This window comes from Streptomyces sp. P6-2-1, from assembly GCF_050613165.1.
Classification (GTDB): Bacteria; Actinomycetota; Actinomycetes; order Streptomycetales; family Streptomycetaceae; genus Streptomyces.
Genome location: NZ_CP192513.1, coordinates 4,184,581 through 4,201,522, shown reverse-complemented (window position 1 = coordinate 4,201,522; position 16,942 = coordinate 4,184,581). Strand labels below are relative to the sequence as shown.

General features: G+C 73.1%; 12 protein-coding genes. 3 read left to right on the top strand and 9 right to left on the bottom strand.

Going from position 1 to position 16,942, the window contains the following annotated elements; all coding sequences use genetic code 11:
* Nucleotides 1-18: 18 nt before the first annotated feature.
* The 5 genes from ACQYWQ_RS18080 to ACQYWQ_RS18060 all read right to left on the bottom strand — a co-directional run bounded on the left by ACQYWQ_RS18080 (nucleotide 19) and on the right by ACQYWQ_RS18060 (nucleotide 5,221).
* Complete coding sequence (locus ACQYWQ_RS18080; RefSeq protein ID WP_431035847.1) at nucleotides 19-957, bottom strand: type II secretion system F family protein; 939 nt, start codon at nucleotides 955-957, stop codon at nucleotides 19-21.
* Complete coding sequence (locus tag ACQYWQ_RS18075) at nucleotides 954-1,988, bottom strand: type II secretion system F family protein (protein ID WP_431039241.1); 1,035 nt, start codon at nucleotides 1,986-1,988, stop codon at nucleotides 954-956. The genes ACQYWQ_RS18080 and ACQYWQ_RS18075 overlap by 4 nt, the downstream gene beginning before the upstream one ends.
* Nucleotides 1,989-2,089: 101 nt before the next feature.
* Nucleotides 2,090-3,391, bottom strand: coding sequence for a CpaF family protein (locus tag ACQYWQ_RS18070; protein ID WP_431035846.1), 1,302 nt, complete (start codon nucleotides 3,389-3,391; stop codon nucleotides 2,090-2,092).
* Complete coding sequence (locus ACQYWQ_RS18065; RefSeq protein WP_431035845.1) at nucleotides 3,388-4,467, bottom strand: hypothetical protein; 1,080 nt, start codon at nucleotides 4,465-4,467, stop codon at nucleotides 3,388-3,390. The genes ACQYWQ_RS18070 and ACQYWQ_RS18065 overlap by 4 nt, the downstream gene beginning before the upstream one ends.
* A 25-nt stretch (nucleotides 4,468-4,492) precedes the next feature.
* Complete coding sequence (locus ACQYWQ_RS18060) at nucleotides 4,493-5,221, bottom strand: hypothetical protein (protein ID WP_431035843.1); 729 nt, start codon at nucleotides 5,219-5,221, stop codon at nucleotides 4,493-4,495.
* Between the two features lie 425 nt (nucleotides 5,222-5,646).
* On the opposite strand from ACQYWQ_RS18060, the gene ACQYWQ_RS18055 reads away from it, so the two are divergent.
* Complete coding sequence (locus ACQYWQ_RS18055) at nucleotides 5,647-5,946, top strand: WXG100 family type VII secretion target (protein WP_431035842.1); 300 nt, start codon at nucleotides 5,647-5,649, stop codon at nucleotides 5,944-5,946.
* Between the two features lie 385 nt (nucleotides 5,947-6,331).
* A complete protein-coding gene (locus ACQYWQ_RS18050) occupies nucleotides 6,332-10,666 on the top strand; it encodes an FtsK/SpoIIIE domain-containing protein (protein ID WP_431035841.1) in 4,335 nt (1,444 codons plus the stop codon).
* Between the two features lie 1,502 nt (nucleotides 10,667-12,168).
* Here the strand turns inward: ACQYWQ_RS18050 and ACQYWQ_RS18045 are convergent.
* A complete protein-coding gene (locus ACQYWQ_RS18045) occupies nucleotides 12,169-13,038 on the bottom strand; it encodes a menaquinone biosynthetic enzyme MqnA/MqnD family protein (protein ID WP_431035839.1) in 870 nt (289 codons plus the stop codon).
* Nucleotides 13,039-13,345: 307 nt separating this feature from the next.
* On the opposite strand from ACQYWQ_RS18045, the gene ACQYWQ_RS18040 reads away from it, so the two are divergent.
* Complete coding sequence (locus ACQYWQ_RS18040; RefSeq protein ID WP_008746266.1) at nucleotides 13,346-13,549, top strand: cold-shock protein; 204 nt, start codon at nucleotides 13,346-13,348, stop codon at nucleotides 13,547-13,549.
* Nucleotides 13,550-13,780: 231 nt separating this feature from the next.
* Here ACQYWQ_RS18040 and ACQYWQ_RS18035 read toward each other — a convergent pair whose 3' ends face one another.
* The 3 genes from ACQYWQ_RS18035 to ACQYWQ_RS18025 form a co-directional block, all read right to left on the bottom strand.
* Nucleotides 13,781-14,434, bottom strand: coding sequence for a TetR/AcrR family transcriptional regulator (locus tag ACQYWQ_RS18035; RefSeq protein WP_431035838.1), 654 nt, complete (start codon nucleotides 14,432-14,434; stop codon nucleotides 13,781-13,783).
* Between the two features lie 183 nt (nucleotides 14,435-14,617).
* Nucleotides 14,618-15,910: a dicarboxylate/amino acid:cation symporter gene (locus ACQYWQ_RS18030; protein WP_431039240.1), complete on the bottom strand. Its 1,293-nt coding sequence runs from the start codon at nucleotides 15,908-15,910 to the stop codon at nucleotides 14,618-14,620.
* A 618-nt stretch (nucleotides 15,911-16,528) separates the two neighbouring features.
* A complete protein-coding gene (locus ACQYWQ_RS18025) occupies nucleotides 16,529-16,849 on the bottom strand; it encodes a DUF4229 domain-containing protein (RefSeq protein ID WP_431035837.1) in 321 nt (106 codons plus the stop codon).
* Between the last annotated feature and the right edge of the window lie 93 nt (nucleotides 16,850-16,942).

The following is a 16,942-nucleotide window of genomic DNA, read 5'->3' as shown; positions in this document are numbered from 1 at the left end:
GCGCGCGGCGGCGGGCGCTCACATCTGGAACACCCGCATCGCCGCGGGGAAGATCAGGAAGACCAGGAATCCCGCGCAGAGCAGGAGCTGGGCGATGAGCATGGACTGCGACTTCTCGCCCGCGCTGCCCTCGATCTCGGCGAGTTCGCGGTGCCGCATCGTCTCGGCGCGCGAGGCGAGGGAGTCCCTCACCTTCGCGCCGTCGTCGGCGACGAGCGCCAACGAGGAGGAGAGTTCCTTGAGTTCCTCGATGCCGAGTTCGTCACCGAGGCGCCCGAGCGCGTACCACTGCGTGTGCCCCGTGATGCGCGCGTCCTGGAGGGCGTCGCGGATGCGGCGCGAGGCCCAGCCGTCGCTCACCTCGGCGGCCGCGAGCAGCGCCTCGGGCAGCCCGCGCCCGCCCGCGAGGCTCATCGCGACGAGGTCGAGGTAGGCGCCGATGACGCGCCGCAGGTCACGGCGCTTGTCCTGCGCGTCGCGGCGGATCTCCAGATCGGGCAGGAAGAAGAAGAGGATGCCGCACAGGAGCGCGAGCCACACGGGGATGAGCGGGCTGCGCCCGATACCGAGCACGGCGACGATCGCGAAGACCGCGGGCCCGAAGACGAGCCCGGCGACCCCGAGCAGCACCTTCGTCGCGAGGAACCTCTCCCAGCTCCGGTCCAGCACCGCGAGGTCGGCGCGCAGCGAGCGCAGTTCCCAGCCCTGCTGCCGGTAGAAGGCGGCGAGCCTGAGGCCGAGCGAGGCGCGCGCGGAGGCGAACCTGCCGTCGTCCTCCTCGTGCGTGCCGCCCCGGTGCACGGGGGGTTCGTACGCGCCCCTGGCCCGCAGCGCGTCGACGCGGGCCACGGTCTGGAGCGGGCTGCGCGCCCCGGGCAGCAGGGCCCGTACGAGCACGTACAGGCCGAGTCCTACGACGGCGCCCGCGACGAGGGGCCCGATCCACTGGGTGCTCACCGGCGCACCGTCCCCTCGTGCTCGCCGCCGCGGCGCGGCGCCGTCCTGCCCCCGCCCGGGCGCGGTGCGCTCAGGTCGGGGCGTGCGGCCTGGGTCTGGGTGTCCCGTACGAGGAAACGCTCGGGGGTCTCGATGGTGGAGAGCTTGCGCATCCACCAGAAGCCGAGGGCGAAGAGCCCGCAGACCCCGGCGAGCACGACCTGCCCGACGGGCGAGTTGTACGGCGAGACGAAGTCCTTGTTGAAGATGGCGAGTCCGAGGACGAAGAGCACGGAGACCGCCACCACGATCTGCACACTGCGGCGGGTGGAAGCCCGCTGCGACATGACGCGCTGGCGCATGTCGACCTCTTCGCGCGCGGACTTCGCGAGGGCGCCCAGCACGTGGCGGAGGCCGGGGCCGCGCAGGCGGGCGTTGAGGATGAGCGCGGCGACGATGATGTCGGCGGAGGCGTCGTCGATCTCGTCGGCGAGGAACTGGAGCGCGTCCGGGAGCGGGGTGCGGGCGCGGAGCCGGTCGACGAGCGCTTCGAGGTGGGGGCGCAGCGCGGGCGCGGCGGCGCGCGCGGAGGCGGGGATGGCCTGTTCGAGCCCCACGGCGCCCGCGATCGTGTCGCGCAGGGACTCCGTCCACGCGGCGAGGGCTTCGACGCGTCGCATCTGGGTGCGTTCCTCGCGGGCGCCGCCGAAGAGGCGGTCCCAGGCGAGGACGAGGATTCCGGCGCCGAGCCCCGCGATGACCCACCCGGTCGCGACGAGTACGAGGACGCCGACGAGCACGGCGGCCGAGGCGCGGCGGCTGAGCAGCCGCGCGAGTTCGGCACCGCGCTTCTTACCGCCCGCGCTCCCCGCCCCTTCGGGCTTCGCGGGGAGCCCGTACAGCGCGACGACGAGCAGCGCGCAGCCGCCGCCCGCGAGCAGCCCGGCCCCGAGCGCGCCGAGGACGCTCGGCGAGAGCAGCCCGCCGAAGTCGCCGAACGCGTCGAGCCCGGCGGCGAGTTGGTGCCCACCGGACGACTGTCCCCGGCCCATGCCGGCGAGGTCGTCGCTCATTGCCGTGACGCCGTGCTGCACGGCGCTGACGCCGTGGTGCACGGCACTGACGCCGTGGTGCGTGGCCGTGACGTCGTGGTTCATCCCCAAGCCCCCCGATACCCCTGCGCGACGAGGTCTTCGAGGCAGGAGACGGGCGCGTGCGGGACGACGCGGCCGTCGGGGGCCTCGGTGAAGATCTCGCTGGACAGGACGCGGCCGTCGACACCGTTGACCTCGCGGATGGAAGTGACGAGGCGCTGGAGGCCGCCGCCGAGGTGGAAGGTGTTGCGGCGCTCGATGAAGACGACGAAGTTGATGGCGCCCGCGACGAGCATCTGGCTCGCTTCGACGGGCAGGTGCTCGGCGGCCTGGAGCGCGTACGTGGACACGCGGTTGAAGACCTCGGCCGAGCTGTTGGCGTGGATCGTGGAGAGCGAGCCGTCATTGCCCTGCGACATCGCGTTGAGCATCGTGACGATCTCGTCGCCGAGCACCTCACCCACGATGACGCGCGAGGGGTTCATGCGCAGCGAGCGGCGGACGAGTTCCGCCATCGTGATAGCGCCCTGGCCCTCGGAGTTGGGGAGCCTTTCCTCGAACGCGACGACGTTCGGGTGGAGTTCGGGGAAGGCGTCGAGGCCGAGTTCGAGTGCGCGCTCGACCGTGATGAGGCGTTCGGGCGGGGGTATCTCGTTGGCGAGCGCGCGCAGCAGCGTCGTCTTGCCCGCGTTGGTCGCCCCGGCGATCATGATGTTCTTGCGGGCACGCACGGCGCAGGCGAGGAAGTGGCCGATCTCCGGGGTGAGGGTGCCGTTGCCGACGAGGTCGGACATGAAGACCTTGCCCATGCGGGCGCGGCGGATGGAGAGCGCGGGGCGGCGCGTGACGTCCATGACGGCGGAGAGCCTGGAGCCGTCCGGGAGCCGCAGGTCGAGCTGGGGGTTCGCCGAGTCGAAGGGGCGCGAGGAGAGCCCGGAGTAGGCGCCGAGCACCTGGATCAGCTCGATGAGTTCCTCGTCGTTCTCCGCGACGGGCTCGCCCATGACCTCGTGGCCGTCCGCGTAGCCGATGAAGACCTGGTCGTGCCCGTTGATGTCGATGTTCTCGACCTCGGGGTCGTCCAGGAGGGGCTGGAGCCGCCCGACACCGAAGAGTGCCGCGTGCACGGCGGAGGCGTACCCCTCCTCGGTCTCGGCGTCGAAGGGGGTGCGGCCGGCGTTGATCTCGCCGCGGGCGTGGTCCTCCAGTATTTGCGCGATGACGGCGCGCGCGTACTGCCGCTCATCCTCGCCGGACATCGCCGCGACGCCGTCGGCCTGGTCCTGACGCCGCTGCTCGGCGATCCGGTCCCCGGCCTCCTGCCGGAACCGCTTGACGAGCTGGTGATCGACCCCGCTCACCGGGGGGCTCCGGGCGCGGAGCCGCCCCGCGCGGGAGCGGGACCCGGCCGGGTCCCGGGCGCGGGCTGCGGTCCGGGGGCCTGCTGCGGTACGGGGGCGGGGGCGCCGGGCGTGAAGGGGGCGGGGCCCTGGCCGGGGGCGGCTTGGCCGGGAGCGGCTTGGCCGGGGGCGCCGGGGGCGGTCGGGGCGCCGGGGGCGGTCGGGGCGCCGGGGGCGGTCGGGGTGCCGGGGGCGGTCGGGGTGCCGGGGGCGCCCGACGCGGGGCCGGGCGCGGCGGCCCACAGGCTCCCGTACCGCTGCTGGATGTCCGCCGAGACCTTCCGCGCGGACCGCACGAGGAGCGACTTGTCGAGGCGCCCCCTGCGGCGCCCGGCGAGCTGTTCGGCGCCGGACGCGTCCTCGGCGAGGGTGCCGACGACACGCGCCCCCGACTGCGTGGCGTGAAGCATCTCGTCGACCTGGTGGACGAGCTTGCCCGCGCCGCCGCTCTCCGCCACGAGGACGACGCCGATGAGCGGGGTGCCGAGCTGCGCCGCGCCGCGCCGCTCGCCGTGCAGGTGCCGGGCGAGGTGGCTCGCACGGTCGCGGACACGGGCGAGGGACTCGGGTGTGGTGCGGGCGAGGAGGAGGACGAGCGCCGCGTGCGGGAGCAGGTCGAGCACGGGGCTGTCGCCGTTGACGCGGCCGCAGTCGGCGATGACGTCGGCGGGGGCGTGCGGCGAGTCCTGGAGCTGGGCGAAGGCGCGGCCGAGGAGCGGCCACGTACCGCTGAGCCCGGCGGCCTGTTCCGAGCCGCCGAGTCCGACGAGTACGTCGAGTCCCCCGGCGAGCGCCTGGGCGTGGTCCCACAGCTGGTCCGGGGCGAGCCCGCGACGGGCGGTCGCCGCGATCGACAGCAGCCCGAGGTTCGGGTCGAGCTGGCCCCCGTGCGCGGCGGCGCTGCGGTAGACGAGGTCGCCCCCCGCGGGGTCGGTCTCGGCGAGCAGGACACGCCGGGGCCAGATCGCCGCGAGGGCGACGGCCGCGGTGGTGACCCCGGGTGAGCCCTTGTCCGCGGCGAGTGCGATGAGCGCCATGTCTCGTACCTCCTGGTGAACCGGCTCAGTCGCGGGAGCGGCCGGGCACGAGAACGACGGCGACCTCGCCCACGGAGGACGCCTGGGCGAGTGCCTGGGCCTCGCTCGCCGGGACCGAGACGGTGAGGGTGAGGTCCCCGGTGGACAGGGCCTCACCCCCCTTGGAGCTGCCGCCCAAGTCCTTCACGTCGGCGGCGGCGCTCAACAGGGTGCGGTCGCCCGCCGAGGAGCCGGACTCCCCCGAGGGAGCGCCCGCGTCCTTGCCGACGTGGTAGACAGCGACGGTGTCACCGGGCTTGAGGCCGCCCGGGTACTGGCCCTCCTTGAGGGCGAGCCCGACGAGCGCCTTGCCCTCCTCCACCACCGACTTGTCCTTGCCGATCAGCATCTCGCCCACGACGGGCGCACCCTTGGGCAGAGCGGCCTTCAGCTTGTACTTGTCCTTCGCCAGGTCGATCTGGTCCCAGCGCAGGTAGTGGATGGACTCGTCCTTGGCGACGAGGACATCGGTGGTGTTGCTCCGGGAGAGCGCACCACCGGCCGGGATCTCCTGCGTGGTCCGTACGACGGAGACACGGTCCCCGGCGTTCATGACGAGGAGCGTCGCGGCGAGGGCACCGGCGAGGATCAGGAGGACAGCGAGCGCGGCGAGCGCGGGCTTGCGCTCACGGGGCGGGCTGGGCAGCCGTTCACCAGCGGTGGGCTGCTGGGCGGGCGTGGACGCACGGCCCGACACCCTCTCCTGGACCTTCACGCGCGTGCTCCCCGTATCCCCGCCGACGCCCGCGCGCTTCGGCAGGCATCGGTACGTTCCGTGACTCGCTCGCGGCCCCGGACCCCGGCGCGCGCACGTCACGTTGTCGCGTGCGAATCCCCCGCCGGTCCGTCTCTCACGGGCCATGTCAAGCCCCCGCACCGTACCAGTGGCACGGAGACCACTCAAGGCTCCCCGGACCGCACGCACTTGACCGAAAACGACCCGAACACCCCCCTAACAGTCCTAGTCGCTTCGCCTGTTCACCCGATCTCCACGCCCGCCCAACCGGAATCACCCCCTCCGCTTCACTCCCCCCGAAGGAGTGAGCGCCCGCCCCCCGCCACCCCCGTCACCCCCACGGGCCCCCGCCTCACCTCCCCCTACGCTCCCCACCACCGACATCACCGCCGAAGGGAGCCCTCATGGCCAAGGACGCCGAACTCACCTACGCCGAGATGCGCCGCGCCGCGGGCCGCCTCACCGACGCCAGGGCCACGATCGACGAGGACCTCGAAGCCCTGGAGCGCTACATCGAGCAACTGGTCCGCGACGGCTACACGACCCGCCGCAGCAGCGTCGCCTTCGAGGACTCCTTCAAGGAGTTCAAGCGCGGCGTCAAGGAGACGATCCAGGGCCTCGACGGCATGGGCGCCTTCCTCACCCAGGCCGCCCAGTCCTACGAGGACCTGGACACGGAGCTGGCGCGGGGGGTGGGGAGGTGAGGGGAGCGGGGGCCGGGGGGCCGGTTGCCGTGGGCGCCCGGGCCGTGGGCGCGGGAGCCGTGGGCGCGGGCGCGGGAGCCGTGGGCGCGGGGGCGGGAGCCGTGGGCGCGGGGGCGGGAGGGCGCCTCGGGGCCGTGGGTTGCCGGGGGCCGATGGTGCCGAGGGGCGGGGAGGGCGCCGGAGAGGTCGTGGGCACGGGCACCGTGGGCGCCGGGGACGAGGGCGCCCGGGCGGGCACGTACACCCCCCACGTCAAGCGCCCCACCTCCCCTAACGGGTGATCTCCGCTTCTCCTCCTCTTCCGGCCCCGCCCCGTCCCCATTCCCATCCCTCCACACCCCACCCCCGTCCCCTTCCCCCGTCCCCCCTCGCCGAAGGAGAACCCATGCGGGTCGCCCTCACCGTCGTGGACCCCCGCCTCGGCCGTACGGCGGACGTCCTCCTTGTGGCGGACGACGGGGCCGGTGCCGCCGAGGTCGTCGCCGCGCTCGCACGGCACACCGGCTCGCCGCCCGACGCCGCCGCCTTCGTCGAGGGGCGGCCGCTCCGGCTGCCGCTGCGGGACGGCTGCGTGGTCAGTCTCGGCGGGCCCGGCGGGTGCACGGGAGGCGAGCCGACGGGACTCGTGGAGGTACGGGTCGCCGGCGGCCCCGACGCGGGCGGCGTGCACCGCCTGATCGCAGGCCGGTACGTACTCGGCTCCGGGCCGCACGCCCGCCCCCGCATCGCCGACCCCGACCTCCCGCCCCACGCCCTCACCCTGCGCGTCGCGACCGACGGCACGTGCGCCTACGAGACGACGGCCTCCGGCGTCCACATCGACGGCGCCCCGGCGCCGGAAACCGGGACCTGGCCGCACGGCTCCCACCTCGCCCTCGCGAACTCCCTCCTCGTCGTGGACCGTTACCTCCCGCCCGATGCCTCCCTCACCCCCACCGAGGACGGCTCGGCGCTCGCCCTCAACCGACCGCCCCGCCTGCACCCGCCCGCTCCCACGCACCGCTTCCGCCTCCCCTCACCCGTCCCGCCGCACGAGCCCCGCCCGCTCCCCTGGCTCATGGCGGTGGCCCCACTGCTCTGCGCGCTCGTCTCCGTCGCCGTCTTCGGCCGCTGGTACTACCTCGCCCTCGCCGCGCTCAGCCCCCTGCTCCTCCTCGCGACCCACTACCTCGACAAACGCCACGGCCGCACCTCGCACGCCGTCCGCCTCAAGAAGTACGCGGCCCACAAGGCCCGCATCGAGGCCGCCGCACAGGACGCCCTCGCGGCCGAACGCCGGACCCGAATCCGTACCTCCCCCGACCCCGCCACCGTGCTCGGCCTCGCGACCGGACCCCGCGCCCGCCTGTGGGAGCGCCGCCGCACCGATCCCGACCACCTCCTCCTCCGCTTCGGCACCGGCACGCTGCCCTCCACCGTCGTGGTCGACGACCCGGCCACGGACGAGCACGAACGCGCCGCCCCGCAAGCGCTCACCGACGTGCCCGTCACGCTCCCCCTCGCCGCACTCGGCGTCATCGGCGTCGCGGGGCCACGGGCCCGGGCAATCGCCCGCTGGTCCGTCGCCCAACTCGCCGCCCTGCACAGCCCCCTCGACGTCCGTGTCCTCGTCCTGACGGAGCCGGCCGCACGCCCCGACTGGGACTGGCTCCGCCACCTCCCCCACGCGCGCCCCCTCGTTCCCACCGGACCCCACACCCTCATCGGCACCGGCCCCGAGACCGTCACCGCCCGCGTCAAGGAACTCACCCGGCTGCTCGACGCCAGGCTCGAAGCCGTCAAGGAACACCCAAGTCCGGCCCAGCGCCCCGCTCCCGACCTCGTCGTCGTCTGGGACGGCGCCCGGCGACTGCGGGAGTACGCGGGCGCGGTACGGCTCCTGCGCGAGGGCCCGCCCGTCGGCATCCACGCGCTGTGCCTCGACACCGAGGAGACCGGCCTCCCCGCCGAGTGCCAGGGCCTCGTCGCCCCCGACCCCCGCGGCCCCCACCGCCTGCGCGTGAGCCGCTCCGGGTCCGCGCGGGTCGATTCCGTACGCCCTGACCTCGTACGTACCGCCTGGAGCGAACGCCTCTCCCGCTCCCTGGCGCCACTGCGCGACCCGGGCCCCGGCAGCCCCGACTCCGCCCTCCCCACCACGTCACGCCTCCTCCCCCTGCTCGCCCTCGATCCCCCCACCTCCTCGGCCGTACAGGCCCGTTGGCGCACCACCGCGCCCTCCACCGCGGCCGTCATCGGCGAGTCGTACGAGGGTCCCTTCGCCGTCGACCTGTGCGGCGACGGGCCGCACGGGCTCGTCGCAGGCACGACCGGCTCGGGCAAGTCCGAACTGCTCCAGACCCTCGTGGCCTCGCTCGCGGCCGGAAACACCCCCGAACACCTCACCTTCGTCCTCGTCGACTACAAGGGCGGCGCCGCCTTCCGCGACTGCGACGACCTCCCCCACACCGTCGGCACCGTCACCGACCTGGACACCCACCTCACCGAACGCGCCCTCGTCTCCCTGCGCGCCGAACTCCACCGCAGAGAAGGCATCCTGGCCGCCGCGGGCGCGAAGGACATCGAGGAGTACGGAGCCGGGGCGCCCAGCGCCGCCGCCCCCGGCGTCCGCGCCACCGAGCGCCGCCCGCCCCTGCCCCGTCTCCTCCTCGTCATCGACGAGTTCGCCTCGCTCGCCCGCGAACTCCCCGACTTCGTCTCGGGCCTCGTCGACCTCGCCCAGCGCGGGCGCAGCCTCGGCATCCACCTGCTCCTCGCGACCCAGCGACCGGCCGGGGTCGTCTCGCCCGAGATCCGCGCCAACACCACCCTCCGGATCGCGCTCCGCGTCACCGACCCCGGCGAGTCCAGCGACGTCATCGACTCACCCGAGGCCGCCCACCTCCCGAAGACGACACCCGGGCGCGCCCTGGCCCGCCTCGGCCACACCTCCCTCACTCCCTTCCAGACCGCCCGCATCGCGGGCGCCACCCCCCGCGCCATCGCACCCCGCACCCTGTGGACCCACCCCCTGACCTGGGACGACCTCGGTCTTCCCACCCCCGTACCGCCACCGCCGAAGCCCCTGGAACACGAGGGCCCGACCGACCTGAAAGCGCTCGTCACCGCGATCCGCGAGGCGAGCTGCGCCCTCGCCATCCCGCCGCCGCACGCCCCCTGGCTCCCCGCGCTCCCCGACCGCATCCCCCTCGGCGCCCTCACGGCGCCTGATTCCCCGCCCGGACCGGCGCCGTACGGCATCGAGGACCACCCGGCCACCCAGTCCCGCCGCCACCTCACCCTGACACTCGACACCTTCACCCACCTCCTCATCGCGGGCTCGCCCCGCTCCGGTCGTTCCCAGGCCCTGCGCACCCTCGCCGCCTCCCTCGCCCGCAGCCACTCCTGCGCCGACGTCCACCTCTACGGAATCGACTGCGGCGACGGCGCCCTCGCGGCGCTCACCTCGCTGCCCCACTGCGGAGCCGTCGTGACCCGCCACGAGACCGACCGCGCCGCCCGCCTCCTCACCCGACTGACGGAGGAACTGACCCGCCGACAGGCCCTCTTCACCCGCCTCGGCCACGCGGGCATCACCGAGCAACGTGCCACGGCCGCCGCGCCCGACCGTCTCCCCCACCTCCTCGTCCTCCTCGACCGCTGGGAAGGCTGGCTCCCCACACTCGGTGCCCACGACCACGGCGAACTCACCGAGCAGCTTCAGGCGCTGCTCCGCGAGGGCGCGAGCGCCGGCCTGCACTTCGCCCTCACCGGAGACCGCCAACTCCTCCTCGGCCGCCTGGCCTCGCTCACCGAGGAGAAGTACGCGCTGCGGCTCGCCGACCGCTCCGACTACAGCCTCATCGGCATCCCGCCCCGCTCCCTGCCCGCCCATATCCCGCCCGGCAGGGCCTTCCGCGCCGAGTCGGGTACGGAGACGCAGTTCGCCCTCATCGACGCACCCCCCGAGGGCCGCGCGCAGGCGGCCGCACTGACAGCGATCGGCGCCGCGACCACCGTGCGCGACAAGGCTGTTCCCGCCGCACGCCGCCCCTTCCGGCTCGACGCCCTGCCGTCCCGTATCCCCTTCGCCGATGCCTGGGAGCTGCGTCCCCAGGACCTGAGCCCGCTGTGGGCCCTCGCCGGAGTCGGCGGCGACACCCTCACCGCGCTCGGCCCCGATCTCACCACCGCACCACCCGCCTTCGTCGTGGCCGGCCCCGCCCGCTCCGGACGCAGCACGGCCCTGTGTTCCCTCGCCCGCTCCCTCCTCGCCACCGGCACCCGCCTCGTCCTCGTCACACCCCGCCCCTCCCCACTGCGCGACCTCGCCGCGCGGGCCGAGGCGCTCTTCACCGGCCCCGACCTCAAGGCCGCCGACCTCGAAGCGGTCCTCACCCGCGCCGAGGGCCCCACCGCCGTCCTCGTGGACGACGCCGAGGACCTGAGGGACTGCGACGCGTCCCCCGTCCTCACCCGCCTCCTGCGCGAGGGCAGCACCCACGGCCGGGCCCTCCTCCTCGCCGGGGACGAGGAGGAGATCTGCGCGGGCTTCTCCGGCTGGCAGACCGAGGCCCGCACAGCCCGCCGAGGACTGCTCCTCTCCCCCCGCTCCACCACGGCGGGCGACCTCGCCGGCCTCCGCCTCACCCGCGCCGAGACCGGCGGTCCCGTGACCCCCGGGCGCGGCCTGCTGCACCTGGGCGACGGAGAGGCGGTACGGATCACGGTGCCGCACTGAACACCCGCCCCGCCCCGCCCCGCCCCACGGGAGAGCGACGGCTGGCGGGTGGGCCGCGAGCGACCCGGCGCCGACTTGTGCGGAACCGTAGCGGAAACCGCGTGACGGTGCGGCGGACGGAAAAATCGCCTCACTCGGTCGAGTGAGGCGATTTATGAGTTTCCCGAAGTTATCCACAGATGTGGGGTGGTGGGGGTGGGAGGGGGTGCGGGCGCGAAAGAATGGTTGCAGGGGCGCCCCCCGGGTGGGTGGGGGTCTGCCCTGAGTGGGTGGGTCTGCCCTGAGTGGGTGGGGGTCTGCCCTGAGCCGGACGCGCGTTCACGGAACCGTGGGGGCCGGTGAGTGCGGCGTCGGGGACGGGCGAGACCTGGCGCGGATGCCTGCCCGGCCCACGTGAGCGGGCAGACCCATGCAGGCGGGGCAGACCAGGCGAGGGCCCCGGCATGGCGCCACCGCCCCCGGCCGCGACGACGCCGAGCCGCCGCCGTTCAGGGTGAGGCATGTCGCGGCGATTCGGGGAGAGTTGGCGAGTACGGCGGGGGAACGGACACCGCCTCCGCTTCCCCTGGCCGACGGGCGTACGCGGCCGTGGCAGGACATCACCAGGCGGGCGGCGGGGATGCCACGGCGACGTACGGGCGCGCCGGAGCGCCGGAACGCCCGTACGCGTACGTGACCGCCCCAGCCTGCCGCCTGCCGCCTGCCGCCTGCCGCCTGCCGCCTGCCGCCTGCCGCCTGCCGCCTGCCGCCTGCCGCCTGCCGCCTGCGCCACGATGCCCCACCCGCCCCCTCCCCCACGCACAGGCGCACGCGCCGCCACCCCCCACCGCCCCGCCCCGAGCGCGGCCTTCGAATTCCGTCCCGCAATTCCTCGCCGCACCCTTCCCCCGCTCCCCCTTTCCCCAGCCCTCGACCCCATTCGGAAACGTACGCCGTACGAGGTCGCCACCCACCCCATCCCACCGCCCCGAGCGCGGGCAGAAAGGGCCACGAAAGAGAGCGGGCATTCCCCTCGCGCCCGCCGCCGTATCGGACGCGTATCGCACGTATCGGGCCCACACCTATCGCCCAGCACCCCGGGCTAACCCTCCGCTCTATCCCCGCCCTAACGGCCCGCCCTATCCCGCCGCGTATCGACCGAGGGAATGCACCCGGAGGAGTGAACGCATTCATGACGACAAGCCGCAAATAGGGAAAGCGGAGCGAGTACCGCACGACCGTACGTACGGCGCAGACACCCCGGGACCGACCGCCGACGGCCGACAGATCCGGCCGTCGCACCTTCCTCGGCCACCAGGGCCCGCCTCACTCACCGCATCCAAGGCCCCGCAAGGGCACACGACATCACCCCACCCCGCCAGACCCCTCGCGCCCCACCGGGCACGCCAGGGCCTCACGCCCCACCGGCCTGCCAAGCACGTCAGGGCCTCCCGCCCCGCCCGGCCCGCCAGGCCGTTCCCAGCCCTCGCGGTTCGCCGGGCCTCCGTGCCCCGCCCCCCGCCTCAGGGCTCCCGCACGTCCACCCGCACGTCTGCCGGGAAGCCCGTCGTCGGGCCGACGCGGCGGGCGAACTCGCGGACTCCTCCGAGTTGCGGGGCCGCGAAGCGGAAGTCGAGGGTGCGGAAGTAGCGCTCCAGGATCTCCGCGTCGAAGCTCTCCCAGCGCGCCGCCTGCTCGGCGACCTTGGTGACCTCGACGAGCGACAGGTCGCGCGACTCCAGGAAGGCGCGGTGCACCTCGGCGACGACCTCGGGCTCCCGCTCCAGGTAGTCGCGGCGCGCGGCGAAGACCGCGAAGACGAAGGGGAGGCCCGTCCAGTCCTTCCACATCTGACCGAGGTCGTGGACCTGGAGGCCGAGCCGGGGCCCGTCGTGGAGGTTGGCGCGCAGCGCGGCGTCGCCGATGAGGACGGCGGCATCGGCCTCCTGCATCATCAGGCCGAGGTCGGGCGGGCACGTGTAGTACTCGGGCGTGACGCCGTAGCGGTCCGCGAGGAGGAGTTGCGCGAGGCGTACGGAGGTACGGGAGGTGGAGCCGAGCGCGACGCGGGCGCCGTCCAGCTCCTCCAGCGGGCCCTTCGAGACGATGACGCAGGACATGACGGGGCCGTCGCAGCCCACCGCGATGTCCTGGAGCGCGACGAGGTCGTCGCTCGCCTTGAGGAACTCGACGAGCGTGATGGGGCCGATGTCGAGCGAGCCGCCGACGAGCTGCTCGCTCAGCTTCTCCGGCGTGTCCTTGGTCAGCTCCAGGTCGAGGAGGGTGCCGGTGCGGGCGAGGCCCCAGTAGAGAGGGAGGCAGTTGAGGAACTGGATGTGCCCGACGCGGGGGCGGGCGGTGCCGGGGCGCGCGGGGAAGTCAGAATGGTCCACATCGCGAGACTAGACCTCTAAAGGGGGAAGGAATCGGGTGGGGCCGCGACCTCGGGTGAACCTTGTGTTTTCGCGTATGTCAAGATGCCTTCACCCGGTTTCAGACATCCGGGTGAAGTGATCTTGCCCTCTATCGCTTTCGGGCGGCCCCATGCTAGGCTCGCCCGCAAGTTGCAGTTTGGTTTCCCTTGCAGTACAGAGCCTGCGGAGCATGTGACCGCGGGCTCTCGTCGTTTTCAGGGTATGCATTTGTTTATCGCACGTGCAGGTTCTGGAGCAGGGCAACCCTTTGGCCCAAGGAGGGCTTATGGCTACCGGAACCGTGAAGTGGTTCAACGCCGAAAAGGGCTTCGGATTCATCGCCCAGGAGGGCGGCGGCCCCGACGTCTTCGTCCACTACTCCGCGATCAACGCCAACGGCTTCCGCTCCCTTGAGGAGAACCAGGCCGTGACCTTCGACGTCACCCAGGGCCCCAAGGGCCCGCAGGCGGAGAACGTCAGCGCGCTCTGACGCCGGTCTCGCGGAGCCCATTCGCGAGCGGTGGACCGGATTCCCGGTCCCGGACCTAGTACGCAGTATCAAGAGGCCCTGTCTCTGCCCGGCGGCGGAGGCGGGGCCTCTGCTTTTCCGGGCCCGTGCTGCCGCCCCCCCGTACCCCGGCCCCGTGGCCCGCCCCCTTCCGCGTGCTCCGCCGCCTTCCGCGCGCCCCACCCCCACCCCCGTCCCCGACGCCTACCGGCTTCAGCCGCCGTCCCCTGCCCACCGTTCCCCCGCCACCAGCCCCCCGAGCCCCGTCCACGCGAAGTCCATCAGGGTGCGGGCCGAGGCGGTCGGGGTGAGGGCGGGGTCGTCGGCCGCGCGGGTGGCCAGGGACTCGGCGGCGCCGACCAGGGCGTGGGCGAGGCCGGTGATTTCGTGGTCCCCGAGGTCCCTCGTACCGTCGGCCGCCCGGGCCGCGCGCGTCAGGAGGACCGTCACGAAGCCGAGGACGCGGGTGCGCATCGTGTCGGCGAGGTGGGCGAAGGGCTCGCCGTGAGTACGGGACTGGACGTGCAGGACGCGCCAGCCGTCGGCCCGTTCGTCCGCGTACCGGAAGAAGGCGAGCAAGCCGCTCCACAACTGCCGGTCCGACGGGTCCTGTTGGCCGACCGCCTCACTGATCGCCGCGATCAGCGTGCGCGCCTCGCGCTCGATGCACGCGGTGAACAGCGCTTCTTTCGAGTGGAGATAGAGGTACACGAGGGGTTTGGAGACCCCGGCGGCCTCGGCGATCTCGTCCATCGAGGCCGCCTGGTAACCGAGCCGCCCGATCACCCGTACCCCGGCGTCGAGCATCTCCCGCTCGCGCTCGGCGCGCGGCTTCCGCCGTGCCCGCCCCTTGGCCTTCCCGCTCACTTCACGGTCACTTCCCCTGCACCGTCCACCGCCCAAGCCTACGTGGGACGACGCGGCGGCCGACCCCACGAGGGGGCAGGGAAAAGGGGGTACGGGTGCGGGGCCGCGTCCTTGCCGAACGCGGCCCCGCACCCGTACCCCCGTGACGTCCTGACGTCCTGACGTCCTGACGCCGTGACGCCGTCAGACCCCGACGGGCTGCTTGTCCTCGGCGGCCTGCTCCACCGGGGCGGAGACGGGCTCCTCGTCGAGGGGCGAGGCGTGGGCGTGGTCGTAGGCGACGCGGTCGAGGATCTTCTCGCGCGCGGCGACGATGATCGGCACGACGGACTGACCGGCGACGTTGGTCGCGGTGCGCATCATGTCGAGGATCGGGTCGATCGCGAGGAGGAGGCCGACGCCCTCCATCGGGAGGCCGAGGGTGGAGAGGGTCAGCGTCAGCATGACCGTCGCGCCGGTGAGACCGGCGGTCGCGGCGGAGCCGATGACCGAGACGAAGGCGATGAGCAGGTAGTCGCCCACGCCGAGGTGGATGTCGAAGATCTGCGCGACGAAGATCGCGGCGATCGACGGGTAGATGGCGGCGCAACCGTCCATCTTCGTCGTCGCGCCGAAGGGCACGGCGAAGCTCGTGTACTCCTTCGGGACACCGAGCCGCTCGGTGACGCGCTGCGTCACGGGCATCGTGCCGACCGAGGAGCGCGAGACGAAGGCGAGCTGGATCGCCGGCCAGGCGCCCTTGAAGAACTGGAGCGGGTTGACCTTCGCGACGGTCGAGAGGAGCAGCGGGTAGACCCCGAAGAGGACGAGCGCGCAGCCCACGTAGACGTCGGCGGTGAAGGTCGCGTACTTGCTGATGAGGTCCCAGCCGTACGAGTTGATCGCGTTGCCGATGAGGCCGACCGTGCCGAGCGGGGCGAGGCGGATGACCCACCACAGCGCCTTCTGGAGCAGTTCGAGCACCGACTCGCTGAGCGTGAGGATCGGCTGGGCCTTCTCGCCGATCTTGAGGATCGCGATGCCCACCACGACCGCCATGAAGACGATCTGGAGAACCTGGAGCTGCGAGAACGGCGTGATGATGTCGGTCGGGACGATCCCCGTGAGGAAGTCGATCCACGAGCCGGTGTGCTGCGGCTTCTCACCGTCGGCCGGTGTGAGGCCCGTACCCGAACCGGGGTTCGTCACGAGGCCGATGACGAGGCCGATCGCCACCGCGATGAGCGAGGTGATCATGAACCAGAGCAGGGTGCGCACGGCGAGCCTGGCCGCGTTGTTGACCTTGCGCAGGTTGGTGATCGACACCAGGATCGCGAAGAAGACGAGCGGCGCGACGGCGAGCTTCAGGAGCTGGACGAAGATCCCGCCGATCTTCTCCAGCGTGGTGCCGAGCCAGGAGATGTCCTGGCCCCTGGCGAGCCAGCCGAGCAGGGCGCCGAGGACGAGACCACCGAGGATCTGCGCCCAGAACGGGATCTTGGGAAGACGGGGGCGAGCGGACTGCGGGCGGTCGCTCTGCGCGGCGGCGGCAGACCGATCACCCGAAGGTATGTTCGCGGACACGGACACACTCCGGTGAGGCGTGGGTGAAAGGAGGGGACGGGGGCGGTACGGGGGAGGTGCTCAGCCGCGGGCTCGCGCGGCCTCGCTCAGCCGCGCCGACAGGCCGCGCTGACCCGGCGACACAGATCGACATGCAGCCGCGCCACGAGCAGCAGGCTGCTCCTGGGCTGGCGGGGTGTCGTCGCACGAGTCATGTCGAGCACGTTAACACCCGCGCTTTGGGGCAATCAAAGCTCTTCTTTGGGACAAGGCTGGGGAACGGCGCGTTCACGGGGGTACGGGGACGGGCGCGCTTGCGTGCGGGGGGACGGGCGCGCGCGGGCACCGACATGCGAAATCGCCGCACCCCGGGGGGATACGGCGACGTGGCACGGAAGTTGAGGGGGCGTCAGGCGGTGGGTACGCCGATTGGCGTGAACCGGTTCCAGAGGATCAGGTGATTCGCGTCACAGCCGGGAGGGGGCGAGGGGACCGCACCCCTTTCGGGGCTTTCGTTCAGGCCGCGCGGGTCTCGCCTTTCGGGGCCTTCGTTCAGGCCGCGCGGGTCTCGCCGCTCGTCGCGCCGCTCGCCGAGCGGGCCTCGTCGTCGGCCGCGTCCTCCGCCTCCTGGCTCGCGTGCAGGTTCGCCTTGGCGCGGTCGACGCGCTCGACGATCTTGCGCGAGGCCTCGTCCCGTACCCCGCGCAGCAGGACGAAGCTGAGTGGCGCGGAGATGACGAGCGCGAGGAGGATGACCCACAGGTAGTTGGAGTCGCCGAGCCCCTTCGGCAGGACACCGCTGTAGACAAGGGCCCAGACGACCACGAAGCAGCCGGCGAAGACGCCGAAACGCATCAGGGTGTAACGGAGCATGTCACTTCACTCTTCCGTCGCGAATGGGCCCATTGCGGGGGCAGGACGCATCCCCCAGTGAAGCACGCGGGCCTGACCCGGCTGTCAAGGGGG

What these genes read in the sequence shown, in the direction of transcription:
- ACQYWQ_RS18075 (WP_431039241.1), bottom strand. Translation starts at nt 1,988, where the DNA reads ATGGGCCGGGGACAGTCGTCCGGTGGGCACCAACTCGCCGCCGGGCTC.
- ACQYWQ_RS18065 (WP_431035845.1), bottom strand. Translation starts at nt 4,467, where the DNA reads ATGGCGCTCATCGCACTCGCCGCGGACAAGGGCTCACCCGGGGTCACC.
- ACQYWQ_RS18055 (WP_431035842.1), top strand. Translation starts at nt 5,647, where the DNA reads ATGGCCAAGGACGCCGAACTCACCTACGCCGAGATGCGCCGCGCCGCG.
- ACQYWQ_RS18050 (WP_431035841.1), top strand. Translation starts at nt 6,332, where the DNA reads ATGCGGGTCGCCCTCACCGTCGTGGACCCCCGCCTCGGCCGTACGGCG.
- ACQYWQ_RS18040 (WP_008746266.1), top strand. Translation starts at nt 13,346, where the DNA reads ATGGCTACCGGAACCGTGAAGTGGTTCAACGCCGAAAAGGGCTTCGGA.
- ACQYWQ_RS18025 (WP_431035837.1), bottom strand. Translation starts at nt 16,849, where the DNA reads ATGCTCCGTTACACCCTGATGCGTTTCGGCGTCTTCGCCGGCTGCTTC.